Origin of the sequence: Jatrophihabitans sp., from assembly GCF_035474675.1 — a bacterium.
Lineage (GTDB): Bacteria > Actinomycetota > Actinomycetes > Mycobacteriales > Jatrophihabitantaceae > Jatrophihabitans_A.
In genome coordinates, this window is record NZ_DATINC010000116.1 from 1 (window position 1) to 19,817 (window position 19,817).

Annotated in this window: 17 protein-coding genes and 1 pseudogene; 9 read left to right on the forward strand and 9 right to left on the reverse strand. The window is 72.4% G+C overall.

The features are described 5' to 3' along the window. Together VLJ82_RS13785 and VLJ82_RS13790 are read right to left on the reverse strand one after the other, a co-directional pair. Positions 1 to 175, reverse strand: a pseudogene (locus VLJ82_RS13785) (cupin); the annotation flags it as partial. A gap of 38 nt (positions 176 to 213) precedes the next feature. Beyond that, positions 214 to 624 (reverse strand): GNAT family N-acetyltransferase, encoded by a 411-nt coding sequence (locus tag VLJ82_RS13790; RefSeq protein ID WP_408663935.1) that lies wholly within the window; start codon positions 622 to 624, stop codon positions 214 to 216. 77 nt (positions 625 to 701) lie between these two features. On the opposite strand from VLJ82_RS13790, the gene VLJ82_RS13795 reads away from it, so the two are divergent. The 6 genes from VLJ82_RS13795 (at position 702) to VLJ82_RS13820 (ending at position 6,937) form a co-directional block, all read left to right on the forward strand. Then, positions 702 to 1,739, forward strand: a complete 1,038-nt coding sequence (locus tag VLJ82_RS13795) for a 1-aminocyclopropane-1-carboxylate deaminase (RefSeq protein WP_408663936.1) — start codon at positions 702 to 704, stop codon at positions 1,737 to 1,739. 54 nt (positions 1,740 to 1,793) lie between these two features. Then, the gene (locus VLJ82_RS13800) at positions 1,794 to 3,470 is read left to right on the forward strand and encodes a DUF885 domain-containing protein (protein WP_408663937.1); all 1,677 of its coding nucleotides are present in this window, start codon (positions 1,794 to 1,796) and stop codon (positions 3,468 to 3,470) included. A gap of 76 nt (positions 3,471 to 3,546) precedes the next feature. Then, on the forward strand, positions 3,547 to 4,269 hold the full coding sequence (locus VLJ82_RS13805) for a glycerophosphodiester phosphodiesterase family protein (protein ID WP_408663963.1): 723 nt from the start codon (positions 3,547 to 3,549) through the stop codon (positions 4,267 to 4,269). Further along, positions 4,266 to 5,600: an MFS transporter gene (locus VLJ82_RS13810; RefSeq protein ID WP_408663938.1), complete on the forward strand. Its 1,335-nt coding sequence runs from the start codon at positions 4,266 to 4,268 to the stop codon at positions 5,598 to 5,600. The genes VLJ82_RS13805 and VLJ82_RS13810 overlap by 4 nt, the downstream gene beginning before the upstream one ends. Positions 5,601 to 5,625: 25 nt before the next feature. After that, entirely contained in the window at positions 5,626 to 6,381 is a 756-nt protein-coding gene (locus VLJ82_RS13815) for a thymidine kinase (RefSeq protein ID WP_408663939.1), read from the forward strand. A gap of 190 nt (positions 6,382 to 6,571) precedes the next feature. Continuing rightward, on the forward strand, positions 6,572 to 6,937 hold the full coding sequence (locus VLJ82_RS13820; RefSeq protein WP_408663940.1) for an RNA polymerase-binding protein RbpA: 366 nt from the start codon (positions 6,572 to 6,574) through the stop codon (positions 6,935 to 6,937). 230 nt (positions 6,938 to 7,167) lie between these two features. Here VLJ82_RS13820 and VLJ82_RS13825 read toward each other — a convergent pair whose 3' ends face one another. Genes VLJ82_RS13825 through VLJ82_RS13835 form a run of 3 tightly spaced genes read right to left on the reverse strand, consistent with a single transcriptional unit; the run spans position 7,168 to position 11,142 of the window. Continuing rightward, positions 7,168 to 7,947 (reverse strand): polyprenol monophosphomannose synthase, encoded by a 780-nt coding sequence (locus tag VLJ82_RS13825; RefSeq protein ID WP_408663941.1) that lies wholly within the window; start codon positions 7,945 to 7,947, stop codon positions 7,168 to 7,170. Beyond that, positions 7,871 to 9,547, reverse strand: coding sequence for an apolipoprotein N-acyltransferase (gene lnt, locus VLJ82_RS13830; RefSeq protein WP_408663942.1), 1,677 nt, complete (start codon positions 9,545 to 9,547; stop codon positions 7,871 to 7,873). Before lnt ends, VLJ82_RS13825 begins: the two co-directional genes overlap by 77 nt. Next, positions 9,544 to 11,142 (reverse strand): amidohydrolase, encoded by a 1,599-nt coding sequence (locus tag VLJ82_RS13835; protein WP_408663943.1) that lies wholly within the window; start codon positions 11,140 to 11,142, stop codon positions 9,544 to 9,546. Before VLJ82_RS13835 ends, lnt begins: the two co-directional genes overlap by 4 nt. A 101-nt stretch (positions 11,143 to 11,243) precedes the next feature. On the opposite strand from VLJ82_RS13835, the gene VLJ82_RS13840 reads away from it, so the two are divergent. Continuing rightward, positions 11,244 to 12,287, forward strand: a complete 1,044-nt coding sequence (locus tag VLJ82_RS13840; RefSeq protein WP_408663944.1) for a LacI family DNA-binding transcriptional regulator — start codon at positions 11,244 to 11,246, stop codon at positions 12,285 to 12,287. Between the two features lie 92 nt (positions 12,288 to 12,379). Here the strand turns inward: VLJ82_RS13840 and VLJ82_RS13845 are convergent, their stop codons facing one another. Then, positions 12,380 to 13,333 (reverse strand): carbohydrate kinase family protein, encoded by a 954-nt coding sequence (locus VLJ82_RS13845; protein ID WP_408663945.1) that lies wholly within the window; start codon positions 13,331 to 13,333, stop codon positions 12,380 to 12,382. Positions 13,334 to 13,410: 77 nt separating this feature from the next. On the opposite strand from VLJ82_RS13845, the gene VLJ82_RS13850 reads away from it, so the two are divergent. Further along, positions 13,411 to 14,343, forward strand: coding sequence for a 5'-3' exonuclease (locus VLJ82_RS13850; protein WP_408663946.1), 933 nt, complete (start codon positions 13,411 to 13,413; stop codon positions 14,341 to 14,343). 16 nt (positions 14,344 to 14,359) lie between these two features. Then, positions 14,360 to 14,941, forward strand: a complete 582-nt coding sequence (locus VLJ82_RS13855; RefSeq protein WP_408663947.1) for a DinB family protein — start codon at positions 14,360 to 14,362, stop codon at positions 14,939 to 14,941. A gap of 37 nt (positions 14,942 to 14,978) precedes the next feature. On the opposite strand, the gene VLJ82_RS13860 is transcribed toward VLJ82_RS13855, so the two are convergent. The 3 genes from VLJ82_RS13860 to VLJ82_RS13870 all read right to left on the reverse strand — a co-directional run bounded on the left by VLJ82_RS13860 (position 14,979) and on the right by VLJ82_RS13870 (position 19,774). Further along, positions 14,979 to 17,801, reverse strand: a complete 2,823-nt coding sequence (locus VLJ82_RS13860) for a DEAD/DEAH box helicase (RefSeq protein WP_408663948.1) — start codon at positions 17,799 to 17,801, stop codon at positions 14,979 to 14,981. 85 nt (positions 17,802 to 17,886) lie between these two features. Then, positions 17,887 to 18,102, reverse strand: coding sequence for a hypothetical protein (locus tag VLJ82_RS13865; protein ID WP_408663949.1), 216 nt, complete (start codon positions 18,100 to 18,102; stop codon positions 17,887 to 17,889). Positions 18,103 to 18,274: 172 nt separating this feature from the next. Then, on the reverse strand, positions 18,275 to 19,774 hold the full coding sequence (locus VLJ82_RS13870) for an MFS transporter (protein ID WP_408663950.1): 1,500 nt from the start codon (positions 19,772 to 19,774) through the stop codon (positions 18,275 to 18,277). Between the last annotated feature and the right edge of the window lie 43 nt (positions 19,775 to 19,817).

The window sequence follows — 19,817 nt, forward strand, 5'->3', positions numbered from 1 at the left end:
TGCCGGTCAGCACCAGGAACAGCTCGTCGGTGTCGTCGTGGGCGTGCCAGACGAACTCGCCTTCGAGCTTGACCACCTTGACCTCGTAGTCGTTGAGCCGGGCGACCACCTTGGGAGACCACCGCTCGGAGAACGCGGACAGCTTCTGGGCGAGATCGACGGGTGCGTTGGCCATGCGCCCAGCTTGGCATGCGAGCGCCGGCACCGGCCCGCTCAGCCGCCGGACAGCCACGTGCCGACGATCCTGCTCATGCCGCCGACCTGCGGGGCGAAGCCCAGCGTCCGGTAGAAGGCCGGCATGTCGTCGGTGAACAGCGCGACGTGCTGGCCGGGCACGGTGGCCAGCAGCCGGTTCACCACCTCGCGGCCGACTCCCTTGCGACGGTGCGGTGTCGCGGTCCAGATGTCGACCAGGTAGGCGTTGCACACCCCGTCGCTCAGGATCCGGCCGTTGGCCACGAACCGGCCCTGGCAGCGCCCGAACACCACGGCGTGCGAGTTCTCGTGCGAGCGCCGGTACTGCTCCGGGGTGCGCAGGTTGTCGAAGTCGTCGGCCACCAGGGCGTCCTTGAGCGCCGCCCAGTCGATGTCGTCCAGGTCGGAGGAGAACTCGATCTCAGCCATCGGGCGAGCATCCCACGCACCCCGCCTAGGCTGAGCCTTCCAGCGCTTCTCCGGCGCATATCGAGGAGGCTCCTCCGATGGCCCTGTCCGACTTCCCGCGTCACCCGCTGCTGTTCGGGCCGAGCCCGGTGCACCCGCTGGAGCGGTTGTCCGCACACCTGGGCGGGGCGCAGGTCTGGGCCAAGCGGGAGGACTGCAACTCGGGGCTGGCCTTCGGCGGCAACAAGACCCGCAAGCTCGAGTACCTGGTTCCGGACGCGCTGGCCCAGGGCGCCACCCATCTGGTCTCGATCGGCGGCGTGCAGTCCAACCACACCCGCCAGGTCGCGGCGGTGGCGGCGAAGCTGGGGTTGCAGGCCCGGCTGGTGCAGGAGAGCTGGGTGAACTGGCCGGACGCGGTCAACGACCGGGTCGGCAACATCCTGCTGTCGCGGATCATGGGCGCCCACGTCGAGCTGGTCGAGGCCGGCTTCGGCATCGGCTTCAAGGAGAGCTGGGAGAACGCGCTGGCCGAGATCCGCGACGCCGGCGGCGTGCCGTACCCGATTCCGGCCGGCGCATCCGACCACCGGCTGGGCGGCCTGGGCTTCGCGAACTGGGCCTTCGAGGTGGCCCAGCAGGAGGCCGAGCTCGGCGTCTTCTTCGACACCATCGTGGTGTGCAGCGTGACCGGCTCCACCCACGCGGGCATGATCGCCGGCTTCGCCGCGCTGGAGGAAGCAATGGGCCGGGCCGGCTCTGGGCGGCATCGCCGGGTGCTCGGCATCGACGCCTCGGCCAAGATCGCCGAGACCCGCGACCAGGTCGAGCGGATCGCGCGCAACACCGCCGCCCTGATCGGTCTGGGCCGCGAGCTGCGCGCCGACGAGATCACCGTGCTGGAAGGCTGGGCCGGCGACTATTACGGCATTCCGGTTGAATCCACCTTAGAGGCAATGCGGCTGACCGGCCGGCTGGAGGGGATGATCATCGACCCGGTCTACGAGGGCAAGTCGATGGCCGGCCTGATCGAGCTGGTCAGCACCGGACAGATCGCACGCGACTCGACGGTGCTCTACGCCCACCTCGGCGGCCAGCCGGCTATCAATGCCTACAGCGCTTTGTTCAGATCTTGAGCAGTTTTCGCTGATATTGGCGCCAGAAGCGAAATGGCCTACTACCGTCTGCGCATGACTCCCGAAAACCCCACCGCCGCAGAGAATTTCACCAAAATCGCCGACGATGCAGTCACCTCCTATTGCGCGGCATATCCCGACGAAGCAACCTTTCTCGGTGAGCACAGCCACGACGACCGGCTCGGCGATCCGTCGACGGCTGCCCAGGAGCGCCGCCAGGCCGAGCTGACCACCCTGATCACCTCGCTGGACGAGCTGCCGGCCGGGGAGTTCGACACCGCCGACGCGGTCGACCGGGACATCCTGCGAACGGCTGCCCAGAGCGAGCTGCACGGGCTGGCCGAGATCGACGAGGCCGGCTGGAACCCGATGCGGCACAACCCCGGACAGGCGCTGTACGGGTTGTTGTCGCGCGAGTTCGCGCCGCTACCGGAGCGGTTGGCCAACCTGGCCGGCCGGCTGCGCGGGGTGCCCGACTACCTCGAGGCGGCCCGCGCCCGGCTGGGCGACATGCCCCGGATCCACGTCGAGACCGCCATCGGGCAGCTGGAGGGCACCCTGGCCCTGATCGAGTCCGAGGTGCCGGCGGCGCTCGCCCAGGCCGGCAGCGACCTCGACCTGTCGGAGGAGATCAGCCGGGCGGCCACGGCGGTGCGGACCCACCAGGACTGGTTGCGCGGCGAGCTGCCGAACGCGCACCGCTCCGCCCGGCTCGGCGCCGAGCTGTTCGCCCGCAAGCTGGAGCTGATCCTGGCCACCCCGTGGCAACCGGACAAGCTGCTGGAGCAGGCCTACCGCGACCTGGACCGGATCGAGGCGGAACTGACCGAGCTGGTCGGACGCACCACCGGTTCGGCGAACGTGGACCGGGACGCGATCGCCGCCGAGTACGCCCGGCTGGCCGCCGACGTCCCCACCAGCGACACTATCCTGCAGCTGTGCCGGGAGGCCCTTGCCGAAACCACCGAGTTCGTCCGCCAGCACGAGCTGGTCACCCTGCTCGACGACCCGGTGGACGTCATCGAGATGCCCGAGATCGACCGGGGCGTGGCGGTGGCGTACTGCGTCGCGGTCGGCGCGCTGGAGACCGCGCCGCTGGCCACCCAGTTCGCGGTCTCGCCCACCCCGAAGGACTGGTCGGAAGAACGAGTCCGGTCGTTCTACCGCGAGTACAACAACCACATGCTGCACAACCTCACCATCCACGAGGCGATGCCCGGGCACGTCGAGCAGCTCTCGCACGCCCACCGCTACTCCGGCAGCAACCCGGTTCGCGGGGTGTTCGGCAGCGGCTCGTTCATCGAGGGCTGGGCCACCTATGCCGAGGAGCTGATGGCCGCCCGCGGCTACCGCAGCGACATCTCTACGGCGGCGGCCGCGGCGGTGCGGATGCAGCAGCTGAAGATGCAGCTGCGGGCCGTGCTCAACACCATCATGGACATCTCCTTCCACGCCGGCGACCTGGACGAGCGCGGCGCGATGGAGCTGATGACGGTGCGCGGCTACCAGGAGGAAGGCGAGGCGGCCGGCAAGTGGCGCCGGGTGCAGCTGACCTCGACCCAGCTGTGCACCTACTTCGTCGGCTACGTCGAGGTCCGCGAGCTGGTCACCGACCTGCGCCGGGCACATCCGGACTGGTCGGACCGGCAGCTGCACGACGAGATCCTCGACTACGGCTCGCCGCCGGTCCGCTACCTGCGCCAGCTGCTGGGACTGCCGCAGGCCGGCTGAACGTCGCTGCGGCTGGTTCTCCTTGACGATCGGCATCGCGCACCGGGGCTTCTCCCCGGACGGCGCCGAGAACTCGATGGCGGCGTTCCAGGCCGCGGTCGACCTCGGCTACCGGCATCTGGAGACCGACGCGCGGGTCACCGCGGACGGGGTGGCGCTGGCCTTCCACGACGAAATGCTGGACCGGGTCACCACCTCCTCGGGCCGGCTGCGGCAGCTGAGCTGGCGGCAGGTCAGCGCCGCCCGGATCCGGGGCCGGGAACCGATTCCCCGGCTGGAGGAGGTGCTGTCGTCCTTCGGCGGGGTGAGCGTCAACATCGACGTCAAGTGCGACGCGGCGGTGGAACCCACCCTGGAGGCGATCCGGCGTACCAACGCCTGGCACCGGGTGCGGCTGGCGACCTTCTCCGCCGGCCGGCTGCGGCGGCTGCGCCGGCTGGCCGCGCCCGGCACCGCCAGCGCGCTCTCGCCGGTTGAGGTGGCGGCGTTGCGGCACGGCCGGCTCGGCTTCCTCGGCTCGGTCGCCGGCCCGCTCCGCCGTACCAATGGACCGTTCGCCGGGCCGCCCGGGAGCGCCGGCCTGGCCGCCCAGGTGCCGGCCCGGCTCGGGCCGCTGCAGGTGGTCGGGCCCCGGTTCCTGGCCGCGGCCCGGGCCCGCGGCATCGAGGTGCACGTCTGGACGGTGAACCTGCCGGCCGAGATGGTGCGGCTGCTCGACCTCGGGGTGGACGCGATCATGACCGACCGGGCCGACCTGCTGCGCGACGTGCTGCGCGAGCGGGGCCAGTGGCCGGCATGACGGAGCTGGGGACCGCACCGGCCGGCGCGGTGCTGCGGCACCGGCGCGGCTGGTATCTCTACGGCTGGGGCAGCCACGTCTTCCCCACCATCGTGGTCACGGTGTTCATGGGCCGGTACCTGACCTCGCTGGCCGAGAACGCGGTCGGCAAGGCCGGCCGGGTGTCGGTGGTGGGCATCCCGGTGGCGCCGGGCAGCCTGTTCGCCTACCTGGTGTCCTTCGCCACGGTGCTGCTGGTGGTGGCGATGCCGGTGGTGGGCGCGATCGCCGACCGGACCGGGGCCAAGCGGGAGATCCTGCTCGGCTTCGGCTGGCTGGGTGCGGCGGCCTGCGTGGCGATGTTCGCGGTGCGCGGGGGCAACTGGCAGCTCGGTGCGGTGTTGTTCGTGGTGGCGTTCCTGGGGTACTCGTGCGCCACGGTGGTCAACTACGCGCTGCTGGTCGACGTGTCCGGCACCGCCGAGCGGGACCGGGTGTCCTCGACCGGCTGGGCGCTGGCCTACGTCGGCGGCGGCCTGCTGCTGGCCGGGGACTTCCTGCTCAGCCTGTTCCTGGACGACAAGGCCCTGCTGGCCCGCATCTCGCTGTGCTCGGCGGGCCTGTGGTGGGCGCTGTTCAACCTCCGGTCGTGGCAGCTGCTGGCGGGCCTGCCCCGGACCGAAGCCTCGTCCGGCGCCGAACCGGTGCTGCTGGCCGGGTTCCGGCAGCTGCGCCGGACCCTGGCCGGGGTGCGCCGCTACCCGCTGACGGTGGCCTTCCTGCTGGCGTTCCTGGTCTACAACGACGGCATCCAGACCGTCACCACGATCGCCGCGCAGTACGGCGACAAGGAACTGCACCTCGACGACACCGTGCTGCTGTCGGCGATCCTGCTGGTGCAGTTCGTCGCCTTCGGCGGCGCGCTGTGGCTGGGCCGGCTCGCCGAGCGGTTCGGCGCCAAGCGGGTGGTGCTCGGTTCGCTGGTGGCCTGGCTGCTGCTGGTGCTGGCCGCCTACCTGGTCCGGGCCGGGACGGCCTGGCAGTTCTACCTGCTGGCCGTCGGGATCGCGGTGGTGCTGGGCGGCAGCCAGGCACTGTCCCGCTCGATGTTCTCCCGGCTGATCCCGGCCGGCTCGGAGGCTGAGTACTTCGGCTTCTACGAGATCAGCGACTCCGGGACGTCCTGGCTCGGGCCGCTGATCTTCGGGCTGGCCTACCAGCTCAGCGGCTCCTACCGCAGCGCGCTGGTGTCGCTGGTGGTTTTCTTCGTCGCCGGTTTCGTGCTGCTGGCCCGGGTGCCGCTGCGGGCGGCGATCTGCCAGGCCGGCAACGTCGCCCCCGACCGGGTCTGACCGGCTGCCGGGCGGGTGCCGCCCCATGCCGGCCAGGCGGCGAGTACCCTCGCGAGCCGTGCCTGCAACCCTCGCCGACGGCCAGCCGGGCCGCGACAGTGCCCTGGCCGCGGTGCCCGCGGCCGGCAACCGCCGCGAGATCTCGATGCCGGCCCACCTGAAGTTCTTCTACGGGCCGATGGACTGCGGCAAGTCCACCCTGGCGCTGCAGATGAACCACAACCATGCCCGGCAGGGCCGGTCCGGGCTGATCCTGACCCGCTACGACCGCTCCGGCGGCGCCCTGGTCACCACCCGGGTGGGGCTCAGCCACGACGCCATCGAGGTCACCGACTCCCTGGACATGCGCCGGCTGGTCCGCGAGCACTGGGCGCGCGGCCGCCGGGTGGACTACCTGATCGTCGACGAGGCTGGCTTCCTCGAGCCCGAGCACGTCGACCAGCTGGCCGAACTGGTCGACGAGTACCACGTCGACGTCTACTGCTTCGGCCTGGCCACCGACTTCCGCAGCCTGCTGCTGCCGGGTGCCAAGCGGCTGATGGAGCTGGCCGACGAGATCTCCGAGATCCAGGTCGAGGTGCTGTGCTGGTGCGGGTTGCCCGGCCGGCACAACGCCCGGGTGATCGGCGGCCGGATCACCCGGGAGGGCGACACGGTGCTGGTCGCCGACACCGTCGCGTCGGCAGCCCACGAGGTCCGCTACCAGGTGCTGTGCCGGGCGCACTACCGCCGTGGCGAGCTCGGCGAGCTGGAACTGGGCGAGCAACTCATCCTGGATTGACGCCACTGGGCGGATGATGAGCGGCCGGACGAGAGATGGGTCTCAGTCCCAGCGGTGATCCCGGCAAAACGGACGGAGCGGGGCAGCGGACCTGGAGTCCGGGCGAGTACTGTCGATAGGCTCAGGGAATTATCCGCCGGGTCCGTCCGTTGGTAACTCGGTACCCAAGCCTGGGTGAGGAGTGAAGACAATGGCCGATCGTGTACTCCGGGGCAGCCGCCTCGGCGCCATCAGTTACGAAACCGAATACGCCGCGGAGCCTGCGCCGCGTCAGCTCATTAGATTCCGGTGCGAGCGCGACCACGAGTTCAGCGTGCCGTTCGCCCACGACGCCGAACTGCCGCCCACCTGGGAATGCCGGCTGGACGGCACCACCGCCAAGGCGGTCGACCTGCCCGAGCCGGAGCCCAAGAAGACCAAGGCCCCGCGTACCCACTGGGACATGTTGATCGAGCGGCGCACCATCGCCGACCTCGAAGAGGTGCTCGCCGAGCGCCTGGACGTGCTGCGGGCACGGCGTGGCGGGCCCGGCACCAAGTCGCCCAAGACCGCCTGAGAAGTTCCGTGATCGGTGCGCAGCCGGTCACCTCGCACGGCATCGGCCGGCCCAGTTTTCTGGGCCGGCCGAACTCTTTGCCGGCGCCGTTCGCTTCCGGCTCCCGTATTCGCTTGCGTCCGGATCTCAGGGATCCGTCCAGGTCCGGATTCGGTATCCATTAGGAACGCCAGGGCGCGCGAAACGGATACGGAATGGCTTCCGGCGGCGCACGGAGGCAGCCGGAAGGACTAGCGGCGGGTGACCAGCCGCTTGAGCTGGGCCAGCCGGTGCGCGGCACCCCATTCGGTGACCCGCAACAGCGCCTCCCGGACGATGTCGCCGCTCATCTTCGACTCGCCCCGGACCCGCTCGGCGAACGTGATCGGCACCTCGATGACCCGGAAGCCGGCCTGCACCGCCCGCCAGGCCAGGTCCACCTGGAAGCAGTAGCCCTCCGAGGCGATCGCGGACAGGTCGATGGTCTGCAGCACCGAGCGCCGGTAGGCCCGGTAGCCGCCGGTGGCGTCGTGCAGGTCGATGCCCAGCGCCAGCCGGGTGTAGAGGTTGCCGCCGCGCGAGAGCAGCCGCCGCGACCGCGGCCAGTTCAGCACCTGGCCACCGGTCACCCAGCGCGACCCCAGCACCAGGTCGGCATGGTCGAGCGCGGTCAGCAGCCGGGGCAGCTGTTCCGGGGCGTGCGAACCGTCGGCGTCCATCTCGACCAGCACCTGGTAGCCGGCGGCCAGGCCGTGCCGGAAGCCGGCCACGTAGGCCGCCCCCAGGCCCGCCTTCTGGTCGCGGTGCAGCACCTCGACGTGCGAGTCCTCGGCGGCGATCTTGTCGGCCAGCGTCCCGGTGCCGTCCGGGCTGCTGTCGTCGACGACCAGGACGTCCGCCTCGGGTACCGCGGTGCGCAGCCGCTGCAGGATCAGCGGCAGGTTCTCGCGCTCGTTATAGGTCGGGATGATCACCAGCGTCCGGAGCTGCTCCCCCGGTTCTGCTGACGACCCGCTCTCGGCCTCGGTCACCCGTTCCCCTTCCCTGTCGTCCCGGCTGGCGCTCGGTCTGCCTGGTGCGGTCGCTACGCCGGACGCCGACCACCAGCCCGAGCAGGCCCAGTGCCGTCAGCACCCATTCGGCGGCGGCTCCCGTCCGGGTGGCCAGCGTAGTCGAACCGGACAGCGGCACCGTCCGCACCAGCACGTCGGCGGTGTACAGCGGGCCGGACTCGGCCACCGTGGCGCCGTCCGGGCCGATGATCGCCGACTTGCCGCTGGTCGCCACCTGCACCACGGTGCGGGCGTGCTCGATGGCGCGCAGCCGGGTCATCGCCAGCTGCTGGTAGGTCTCGGCGCTGTGCCCGAAGGTGGCGTTGTTGGTCTGCACCACCAGCAACCGGGCGCCGGCCCGGACCGAGGAGGTGACCAGCGAGTCGTAGGCGATCTCGAAGCAGATCACGTCCCCGACCGGGTACGGGGTCTGGGTCAGCAGGCCGTTGCCTCCGCCGGCCACCATGTCCCGGCCCACCAGGTCCACCTTGCTGCTCACCGCGCGGGCCAGCGACCGCAGTGGGATGTACTCCCCGTACGGCACCGGGTGCCGCTTGACGTAGCGCTGGCCGGGGCCGGGCGCCGCGGAGCCGGTCGGCATCCAGACGATGCCGGCGTTGGTGACGTGGTCCGGGCCCGGGCCGTCGATCAGGGCTCCCACCAGGATCGGCACGCCGACCGCGTCCACCGCCCGCTGGATCACCGCCGCGGCGTCGGGGTTGGTGGTCGGGTCGATGTCGGAGGCGTTCTCCGGCCACAGCACCAGTGACGGCCGGGCCAGCCGGCCGGCCTTGATGTCGGCGGCCAGCTTCAGCGTCTGGGCCACGTGGTTGTCCAGCACCTGGCGGCGGCGGGCGTTGAACTCCAGCCCGCGGTCGGGCACGTTGCCCTGGATCGCGGCCACCGTGGTGCTGCGGTCGGACTGTGCGGACGGCCGCAGCGGATAGGCCAGCAGCCCGCCGATCAGCAGCACCAGCACGGCGGCGGCCAGCTGCCCGGCGGTCCGGAGCGGCAGCCGGCCCCGCACCGGTGGTGGCAGTGACCGGCGTTCGGAGGCCCAGCCCAGCCCAGCCCAGGCCAGCACGGTGGCGGCCAGCAGGGTGCCGGTCAGCGCCACCGCGAAGGTCACCAGCGGCGCGCCGCCCAGGGCCGCGAACCACCGCAGCGGCGAGCTGGCCTGGCTGAACGCCCACCGGCCCCACGGAAAGCCGCCGAACGGCAACCGGTCCCGGGCCGCCTCCTCGGCCACCCACAGCGCCGCGCTGGTCACCGCGCCGAACCGGTGGCGCTGCACCACCGGCAGCGCGGCGCCGAGCAAGGCCAGGAACCAGGTCTGGGAGAACACCAGGATCAGCCAGGGCAGCGCGCCGACATAGGTCGAGGTCCAGTGCAGCATCGGGCCGAACAACCCCGCCCCGTACACCAGGCCGAGCAGCGCGCCGCGCCGGGACCGCTGGCCGGCGACCGCCACCGACAGCCCCGCCACCGACAGGAAGGCCAGCGGCCAGATGCCGGGCTTGGGGAAGGCCGCCGATCCCAGCAGGCCGGCAACGGCTGCCAGCAGCAGCCGGTACCTCATGCCAGCTCACCGGAGTCGAAGATCTGCCGGCCCCGGACCACGGTGCGCAGGCAGCGCGGCAACTCCCGGCCAGGGATGAGGTCGGGCAGGCCGGGCACGCCGGAGCGCTCGTCGGTGCTCCACCGCGACAGCCGCTCGTCGGCGGCGTCCACCGCCAGCGGGCCGGCGGCGAACACCGCGTAGCTGGCCGGCGAGCCGGGAGCCAGCACCCCGGAGGAGTCCTGCTCGGCCCGGGCCGCCCGCCAGCCGCCCCGGGTGTGCGCGGCCAGGGCCGCCCGCGGGCTCAGCGCGTGCGCCGGGTTGGTCGGGTGGATGGCGGCTCGGACCGCGCCCCACGGGTCCACCGGGGTGACCGGGGAGTCGGCGCCGAAGGCCAGCGGCGTGCCGGCGGCGGCCAGCGCCGCCAGCGGGTTGAGCCGGCCGGCCCGCTCGGCGCCCAGCCGCTGGGCGTACATGCCGTGCGCGCCGCCCCAGGTGGCGTCGAAGGCCGGCTGCACCGAGGCGATCAGCCCGCTGGCCGCCAGCGCCGGGACGTCGGTGATCAGCTCGGCGTGCTCGATCCGGTGCCCGGCAGTGGCCACCCGGGCGCCGAGCCGCTCGGCGGCCAGCCGCATCGCGTCCACCACCTGGCCGGTGGCGGCGTCCCCGATGGCATGGAAGCCGCCCTGCAGGCCGGCCTCGGTGCACTCGACGAGGTGCTCGGCGAGCTCGGCGGTCTCGTAACGCAGGTAACCGCACTCACCGGGCCGGTCGACGTAGGGCTCGAGCATCCCGGCGGTGTGCGAGCCGATCGAGCCGTCGCAGAACAGGTCGCCGCCGGCGCCGATCGCGCCCAGCTCGGCCGCCGCCGCGGCACCGCGCAGCTCGCCCCAGTACCCGTACACCTCCGGATAGGGCTCGCCGGCTTCCCGCACCAGCGCCAGCAGCGCGGCCAGGTCCTCGGCGCTGGAGATCTCCGGCCCCGCCATCTCGTGCACCGCGGCCACCCCGCAGGCGGCCGCGTGCCGCAGCGCGGTCCGGTGCAGCTCGGCGCGCTGGCCGGCGGTGATGGCCGAGCGGGCGACCGCCCGGGCGGCGTGATGGGCGGCCTTGGTCAGCCGGCCGTCCGGGGAGTAGCCGTCCAGGCCGGCGATGCCCGGCACCGAGGCCAGCAGCGCCGAGGACACCACGGCGGAATGGGCGTCGGTGCGCGCCAGGTAGACCACCCCGCCGTAGCTGGCCCGGTCCAGTTCGGCGGCGGTCGGCGCCCGGCCCTCCGGCCAGCGGGTCTCGTCCCATCCCGAGCCCAGCAGCGGCCGGCCGCCGCTGGCCCGGGCGGCCCGCTCGACGGCCCGCAGCGCCTCGGCCAGCGTGCCAGCGGTCCCCAACTCCAGCCCGCTCAGTGACAGTCCGGTATCGGTGGTGTGAAAATGTGAGTCGACGAACGCCGGGATCACCAGGGCTCCGTCAAGATCAACGGTGCGGTCGGCCGACATGGTCGTGGCGGAGGCGTCCTCGCCGAGCCAGGCCACCTCGGAGTCCGTCACCAGCATGGCGCTGGCGTCGCGAGCCCACGGGCTGTAGATCCGCCCGTTGATCAGCAGGGTGCGCACCATGCGAGTGTGCCAGCCGGGTCTGTGGGGGTCGAGGCGCTCACGCTGGCCCTGGTGTGTCCCATGGAATACGGTGCTGTAAAGACTTTCAGGAGGCTTGTCCCATGTCAGCCAGTATCGAGGACGTAGCAAAGCTGGCGGGCGTCTCGATAGCCACCGTGTCCCGGTCGCTGCGCGGGCTTCCCGACGTGGCCGCGGCCACCCGCGACAAGGTCCTCTCAGCAGCCCGGGAGCTGGACTACGTCGCCTCGCCGTTCGCGGCGCGGCTGGCCAGCGGCCGGTCCTCCACCCTCGGCGTGGTGGTCCCGTTCGTCAACCGGTGGTTCTTCGCCGAGGTGCTCGGCGCGGTCGAGTCGGTGCTCAGCGCCGCCGGCTACGACCTGCTGCTGCACAACCTGGGCGACAGCGACGGCCGGGAACGGTTCTTCTCGGTACTGCCGGTGCGCAAGCGGGTGGACGCGGTGCTGGTGGTCAGCCTGGCGCTCACCGACGACGAGGTGGCGGCCCTGCACACCCTGGAACTGCCGGTCGGGGTGCTGGGCGTCAAGCACCCGGGGCTGTCCTCGGTGCGGATCGACGACGAGGCGGCGGCCCGCACCGCGGTGGAGCACCTGCTGTCGCTGGGCCACCGGCGCATCGCGCTGATCGGCGGCGACACCGACGACCCGATGCGCTTCACCCCGCCGCACCATCGCGGCACCGGCTACCGCAACGCGCTGCTGGCGGCCGGGGTGCGCCCGCCCGAGGAGCTGGAGTGCCTGGGCTACTTCACCGTCGAGGGCGGCGAGGCCGCGATGCTGCAGCTGCTGCGGCGCGCCGAGCGGCCGACCGCGGTGTTCGCCGAGTCCGACGAGATGGCCTACGGCGCGATCCGTGCCATCCGGCGGTCCGGGCTGCGGGTGCCCGAGGACATCGCGGTGATCGGCTTCGACGACCACGCCACTGCGAGCCTGATGGACCTGACCACGATGCGCCAGCCGGTCGGCGAGCAGGGCGCGCTGCTGGCCCAGTCGCTGCTGTCGGCGCTGGTCACCGATGCCGAGCCCACCGACGTGGTGCTCGAGACCGAGCTGGTGGTACGGGGCAGCACGGTCGCCGCGGCCAGCGAGTACGCCAATCCGGAGCCGGTGGCCGACCCGGCCAGCTGAGCCCGACCGGTCCTTGTCGCGCGGCTGGTCTCGCGCCGACCGGTCGTGCCGGGCGATTGGTCTTTGCGGGGCGGCTGGGTCTTGCGGGGCGGCTAGTCCCGCTGGTCCCGCGCGGCGGCCAGCTCGGCCGCGGTCGGCGGGTTGGCGCCGGCCCGGGCGCAGGTCAGCGCTGCTACCAGGACGGCCTCGGCGACCGCGGGCGCCACCGCTGACCCGGCCCCGGGGGCGAACCCGCCGGCGACCAGCGCGTTGATCAGCCCGGCCATGAACGCGTCACCGGCGCCGACGGTGTCGACCACCTCGACCGGCCGGCCCGGCACCGTCGCCACCTCGCCGTCGGCGGCTGACTGGCCGGCCAGGAACCGGGCCCCGCGCCCGCCGTCGGTCATCACCACCACGGCGGTCCCCAGCCCGCGCCAGTGCCGCAGCACCTCGTCGGCGCCCCGTCCGGGATAGAGCCAGGCCAGGTCCTCGGCGGAGGCCTTCACCACGTCGGCGAGCCGCACCATCGCCTCGACCCGGTCGAGTGCCTGCCGGTGGTCGGGCAGCAGCGCGGGCCGGATGTTCGGGTCGTAGCTGACCACCACCGGCTGCCGCTGCCGGCGCCGGCGCAGCTGGCCGGCGATCACGCCGGCCCCGGGCTCGGTCCAGGACGCCAGCGAGCCGGTGTGCAGCCAGGACGCGTCGGCCGGGATCCGGTCCAGCTCGGCGTCGCTCCACTGCCAGTCCGCGGTGCCGGTGCGGTAGAAGTCGTACTCGGCGTTGCGCTCGGCGTCCAGGCTGACCACGGCCAGCGTGGACTGCTCGGCGGCGTCCACCGCGCAGGACAGGTCCACGCCGTTGGCCTCGGCGTGCGCCCGCAGCTGCCGGCCGAAGGCGTCGCCGGACAGCCGGGCCAGCAGTCGAGCCGGCTGCCCGAGCCGGGCCAGCCCGATCGCGACGTTGTACGGGCTGCCGCCGGGATGGGCGAGGTAGCCGGTCGGCCCCGGCCCGCCAGCGGGCGCCATCACCAGGTCGATCAGCGCCTCGCCGATCACATACACCATGGGAGGACGCTAGCCCCTGCGGTGGTTTGCCAGCGCCCGCGGTGGTTTGCCGGCGCGCAATGGTTATCGTGTGCCCGGTGAGCCGTGTGATGCTGCTGGACTCAGCCAGCCTGTACTTCCGCGCCTTCTACGGCGTGCCCGACACCGTGACCGCGCCGGACGGGATGCCGGTCAACGCCGTCCGCGGCTTCAGCGACATGGTCGCCACCCTGATCACCCGCTACCGGCCCACCGACTTCGTCGCCTGCCTGGACTACGACTGGCGCCCGGCGTTCCGGGTGGCGCTGCTGCCCTCCTACAAGGCGCACCGGGTGGAGTACACCACCGGCGCCGGCACCCCGGACGTGGAACAGGTGCCCGACCTGCTCGAGCCGCAGGTGCCGATCCTGCTCGCGGTGCTCAAGGCGGCGGGGCTGTGTGCGGTCGGCGCCGAAGGGTTCGAGGCCGACGACGTGATCGCCACCCTGGCGCACCGCTACGGCGGCCGCGGCATCGAGGTGGACGTGGTGTCCGGCGACCGGGACCTGATCGACCTGGCCACCGACAAGGTGCGGGTGCTCTACACCGGCAAGGGACTGTCCAACATGGTGATCTTCACCCCGGAGGAGGTGCAGGCCCAGTACGGCATCCCGGCCGGCCACTACGCCGACTTCGCGATGCTGCGCGGCGACCCGTCCGACGGGCTGCCCGGGGTGGCCGGCATCGGCGCCAAGACCGCGGCGGCGGTGGTGGCCAAGTTCGGCACCATCGAGAACATCGTGGCGGCCGCCCAGTCCGGCGACCCGAAGATGGGCGGCCCGGTCCGGTCCAAGATCATGGCCTCGCTGGACTATCTGGCGGTCGCCCCGGCGGTGGTGCGCGGGCGTACCGACGTCCCGGTGGACGAGCTGCAGACCGCGATCCCCGCCAAGCCGGCCGACCCGGAGATGCTCGCAGCACTGGGCGAGCGGTTCGGCATCGCCAACTCGATGGAGCGACTGACCACCGCGCTGGCCCAGGTGGCCGGCTGACGAAGGGGCCGAGGACATGACCGACAGCGCCAAGCACGATCTGCACCGCTACCTGAAAGCGGGCCGGGAAGCGTTGCTGTGGAAGCTGGAGGGGCTGTCCGAATACGACATCCGCCGGCCGATGACGCCCACCGGCACCAACCTGCTCGGCCTGGTCAAGCATGTGGCCAGCATCGAGCTCGGGTACTTCGGCGACACCTTCGGCCGGCCGAGCGGCATCCCGCTGCCGTGGTTCGACGACGGCGCCGAGCCCAACGCCGACCTGTGGGCCACCCCGGACGAGAGCCGCGAGCAGATCGTCGGGCTGTACCACCGCAGCTGGGCGCACAGCGACCAGACCATCGAGCAGTTGCCGTTGGATGCCGTCGGCGAGGTGCCCTGGTGGCCGGCCGAGCACCGCGCGGTGACGCTGCACCGGGTGCTGGTGCACATGGCCACCGAGACCCACCGGCATGCCGGGCACGCCGACATCGTCCGGGAGCTGATCGACGGCGCCGCCGGGCTGCAGGCGGGCAACTCCAACCTGCCGGACGTGGACTCCAGCTGGCTGGCCGACTACTGGCAGCGGCTGGAGGCGGCGGCCCGCGCCGCTGGCTGACCCGCGCCGGCTGACCTTCCGCCGGACCAGGACTGCCTTACAGTTGCTGGGCGATCACCCCGCGGCGCAGCGCCGTGCAGGCCGCCGCGGCGGTGTTGCGGATAGCCGGGTCGATCGCGTCGGCCCGGGCCAGCTGCTCGAGCAGGTCGAGCAGCTGGCGCATCCAGCGCACGAAGTCGCCGGCCGGCAGCCCGGTGCCGTCGTCGGACATCGAGTTCAGCACCCGGTCCAGCGAGTCGCCCTTCGCCCACCGGTAGCTGGCCCACACGAAGCCGAGGTCCGGTTCCCGCGACAGCGGCAGGTGGTGGGCGCCCTCGGCCTCGCTGACCTCGGCCCACAGCCGGTGCGTCTCGTGCAGTGCCTCGCGCAGCCGGCCACCCGGCAGCTTCGGCGCCGGCGGCTCGTCCCGGCGGGCCTCGTAGATCATCGCCGAGCACACCGCGGCGAGCTCGGCCGGGTCCAGCCCGGACCAGGTGCCGCTGCGCAGGCACTCGGCGATCAGCAGGTCCGACTCCGACCAGATCCGCGACAGCTGCCGGCCCGCGCCGGTGATGGTCTCGGCGGTGTCGTCGGCCGCGTCCGGATCGGCCGGACGCATGTAGCCGCGTTCGGTGAGCAGCGCGCAGACCTGGTCGAAGGTACGCGACAGCGAGTGGGTGCGGCCCTCGGCCCGCTGCCGCAGCGCCTCGTTCTCCCGGCGCAGCCGGCCGGCTCGCTCGGCCCACCGGGCGTGCTCCTCGCGGTCGTGGCAGCCGTGGCACGGGTGGGCGCGCAGCGCCGCCCGCAGGCTGGCGAGTTCCGCGTCGTCGGCCGCACCGGTGCGGTCCCGGCGCCGGGAGGCCGGCTGGTCGGCGATCCGGAGGTTGCGGATGGAGGAGGCGAGGTCGCGCCGGGCGGCCGGACTGCGGTGGTTGAAGTGCCTGGTGACCGGCAGCCGGCCGAGCACCTCGACGGCGTGCGGAAAGTCCAGCGGGGTGACCGGGCCCGCCCAGCGGTCCTCGGTGACCACCAGCGGTCGGGGGTCGGCGATCGGCGACAGGCCCGGGTCTACCACCACCGCCAGGCCCGCGCGCCGGCCAGCCTGGATCCGGATCACGTCCCCGGGCCGCAGTGCCTCCATCGACTGCACCACCGCCGCGCGGCGGTCGGAGGCTCCCTTGCGGCTCAGCGACTTCTCCCGCTCCGAGATCCGGGTACGCAGCTCCTGGTAGGAGCCGAAGTCGCCCAGGTGGCAGTGCATCCGGTTCTCGAAGTCGGCCAGCGCCTTGTCGTTGCGGCTGATCTGGCGGATCAGGCCGACCACCGACCGGTCGGCCTGGAACTGGGCGAAGGAGGACTCCAGCAGCGCCCGGGCGGTGTCGCGGCCGACCTGGGACACCAGGTTGATCGCCATGTTGTAGGACGGCCGGAACGACGAGCGCAGCGGGTAGGTGCGGGTGGAGGCCAGGCCCGCCACCCGGGCCGGGTCGACCTCGGGGCTCCACTGCACCACCGCGTGGCCCTCCACGTCGATGCCGCGACGGCCGGCCCGTCCGGTGAGCTGGGTGTACTCCCCCGGCGTCAGGTCGGCATGCGTCTCGCCGTTGAACTTGACCAGCCGTTCCAGCAGCACCGTCCGGGCCGGCATGTTGATGCCCAGCGCGAGGGTCTCGGTGGCGAACACCACCCGCACCAGCCCGCGCACGAACAGCTCCTCCACCACCTCCTTGAACGCCGGGATCATGCCCGCGTGGTGGGCGGCGATACCCCGCTGCAGGCCCTCGGAGAACTCCCAGTAGCCCAGCACGTCGAGGTCCTCGGCGGCCAGGCTCGCCGTCCGGTTCTCCACCAGCAGCCGGATGTCCTCGCGCTCGTCGTCGGTGGTCAGCCGCAGGTTGGCGGCCACGCACTGCCGGACGGCGGCGTCGCAGCCGGCCCGGCTGAACAGGAAGGTGATGGCCGGCAGCAGCCCCTCCCGGTCCAGCCGGCTGATCACCTCCGGCCGGGAGGGCGGGCGCCAGCGCGGCCCCGGGCCACCGCGGTAGCGGTCCCGGCCGCCACCAGAATGTCGCGCCGGGGCGAGGTCGGTGGTGCGCATCCGGTCCCGGACGTAGCGCAGCAGGGTCGGGTCGACCCGGACGCTGTCCCGGACAGTTCCCGAGCCCGGACCGTCCGGGTTGGGCTGGGTCCCGGCGGCCGGCTCGGCGTTCTCGGCGAACAGGTCGAACATCCGGTTGCCCACCAGCATGTGCTGCCACAGCGGCACCGGCCGCTCCTCGTGCACGATCACCCGGGTGTCGCCGCGCACCTCGACCAGCCAGTCGCCGAACTCCTCGGCGTTGGACACCGTCGCCGACAGCGACACCAGCCGCACCGAGTCGGGCAGGTGGATGATCACCTCTTCCCAGACCGCGCCGCGGAACCGGTCACCGAGGTAGTGCACCTCGTCCATCACCACGAACCCGAGGCCGGCCAGGGCGTCGCTGCCCACGTAGAGCATGTTGCGCAGCACCTCGGTGGTCATCACCACGATCGGCGCGAACGGGTTGATCGCGTTGTCGCCGGTCAGCAGTCCGACGTTGGCCGGCCCGTAGCGCTGCAGCAGGTCGTTGTACTTCTGGTTGGACAGCGCCTTGATCGGGGTGGTGTAGAAGCACTTCTGCCCCATCGCCAGCGCCAGGTAGATCGCGAACTCCCCGACCACGGTCTTGCCGGCCCCGGTGGGCGCGCAAACCAGCACCCCGTAGCCCTCTTCCAGCGCCCGGCAGGCCTGCACCTGGAAGTCGTCGAGGTCGAAGCTGTAGCCGGCCTGGAACTCCGAGACCTTCGGGTACTTCATCCGCTGACGAGAGTGCGCATACTGCTCCGCCGGCGAGGACATAACGTCAAGGGTACGGGCCGTCGCGAGCGGCTTTGCGAGATCGAGGGGGCTCGGCCGGCCGCGACCGGGACTCGGGGGGCGTTGGTCAACCCGTCAGCTCGGCCGCCTCGCTACACAGCAGCAGGACGGTGGCGGCATCGGTGCTGGGCAGCAGCACCACCAGTTCCGCCCGGCCGGCCGCCTCACCCGGGTCCGCGGGATCTCCCGCCGCCGTGAGGCTCGGCACGCCGAGCGTCGCGGACCGCATCGTTGCCGCCCGGCGCCGGCGGGCCGCGAGGCTGCCGGCGGCGACCTCGGTCACCGGGTGCCCCGGCCTGCCGGACGGCTCGCCGTCCGCTGCGCTGGCTGCCTCATGCGCTGAAGTGTAATCGAACACAGTGTCGAATACCACTACCCGGCGGTACTTTTCCGGCCATGCCGCACCCGGCCGGTCAGCCATGCCGTACCGGCAGCGGCGGGTCAGCTGGCCGAGGTCAGGCGACCGCCCGGGCGCCGTCGCCGGCCAGGTCCGCTCCGGTGGCCCGGTCGCGCACCAGCAGGTCGGCGGCGGCCAGCACCAGGGCCAGCACCAGGAACAGCACCGCGATCAGCAGGCCGTGCTGCAGCGCCTGGTTGTAGTTGCCGTGGCTGGCCGCCAGCTGGGCGTAGAACACCGACCCGACGGCTGCGATGCCGATCGCCGAGCCGATCCGCTGGCCCACCTGGATCAGCCCGCCGGCCGTGCCGCCCTGGCTGACCGGCACCTCGGACAGCGTCAGGGTCTGGTTCGGGGCGATCACCATGCCCGAGCCGATGCCGCCGATCAGCAGCGGCGCGATCAGCACCCAGCCGGTCAGGTGCTCGGGCACCTCGCGGACCACCCCGATCACGCCCAGGTAGCCCAGCGTCACCAGCACCAGCCCGAGCAGCACCAGCCGCCGGCCGAACCGGTGCACCACCCGGCCGGACACCCCGGCCGCCAGCCCCGACCCGACCGCGAACGGCAGCGTGGTGAGGCCGGCCAGCAGGGCCGAGTACCCCAGGCCGAACTGCAGCAGCAGGGTCAGCACGAAGAACAGCGCGGTGAACCCGGCGAAATAGACGGTGATCATCGAGGTGCCGAAGGAGAACGACCGGCGGCCGAACAGCGCCAGGTCCACCAGGGACTCCCGGCCGGCGCGCCGGTAGCGCGCCTCCCAGGCCACGAAGCCGGCCAGCAGCAGGGCCGCCAGCGGCACCAGCAGCCACTTGGCGCTGCCGTGCCACTGCTGCTCCTGCACGAACGGCAGCAGCAGCACCACCACGCCGGCGCCGAGCAGCAGCACCCCCACCGGGTCCAGGTCGTGCCGCCGGCCGCGCTGTTCGTCCGAGGCCTGCGGCAGCAGCCGCAGCGCGAACGGCACCGTGACCAGGCCGATCGGCAGGTTGACGAAGAAGACGTAGCGCCAGCCGTCGGACTCGCCGAACAGCTGGATCAGCAGGCCGCCGATCAGCGGGCCCAGCGCGGTGGAGATGCCGACCATGGCGCCGAACAGGCCGAAGGCCTTGCCCCGCTCCCGGCCGCGGAACAGCTGCTGGATCAGCGCGCTGATCTGGGGCGTCAGCAGGCCGGCGGCCAGGCCCTGGCTCAACCGGGCGATGACCAGCCAGGTGGCGTTCGGCGCCGCCCCGCACAGCAGGCTGGTGAGGGTGAACAGCACCAGGCCGATCAGGAACATCCGGCGCCGGCCGCGGGTGTCACCGAGCCGGCCGGCCGGCACCAGCAGCAGCCCGAAGGTCAGCGAGTACCCGGACAGCACCCACTGGAGGGCATCGCCGGAGGCGTGCAGGCCCAGGCTGATCGAGCGCAGCGCGACGTTGACGATCGAGACGTCCAGCAGCACCATCGCGCCGCCCAGCAGGCAGACCGCCAGCGCCTTCCAGCGGTTGGGGTCGGGGACGAAGTCCTCAACCTGCGAGCGGTCCGGCGAGGAGTACGCGGAAGAAGTCGGCACGTCTCCATCGTGCCTGACGGTTCCGACACCCGAGTTCCCCGGC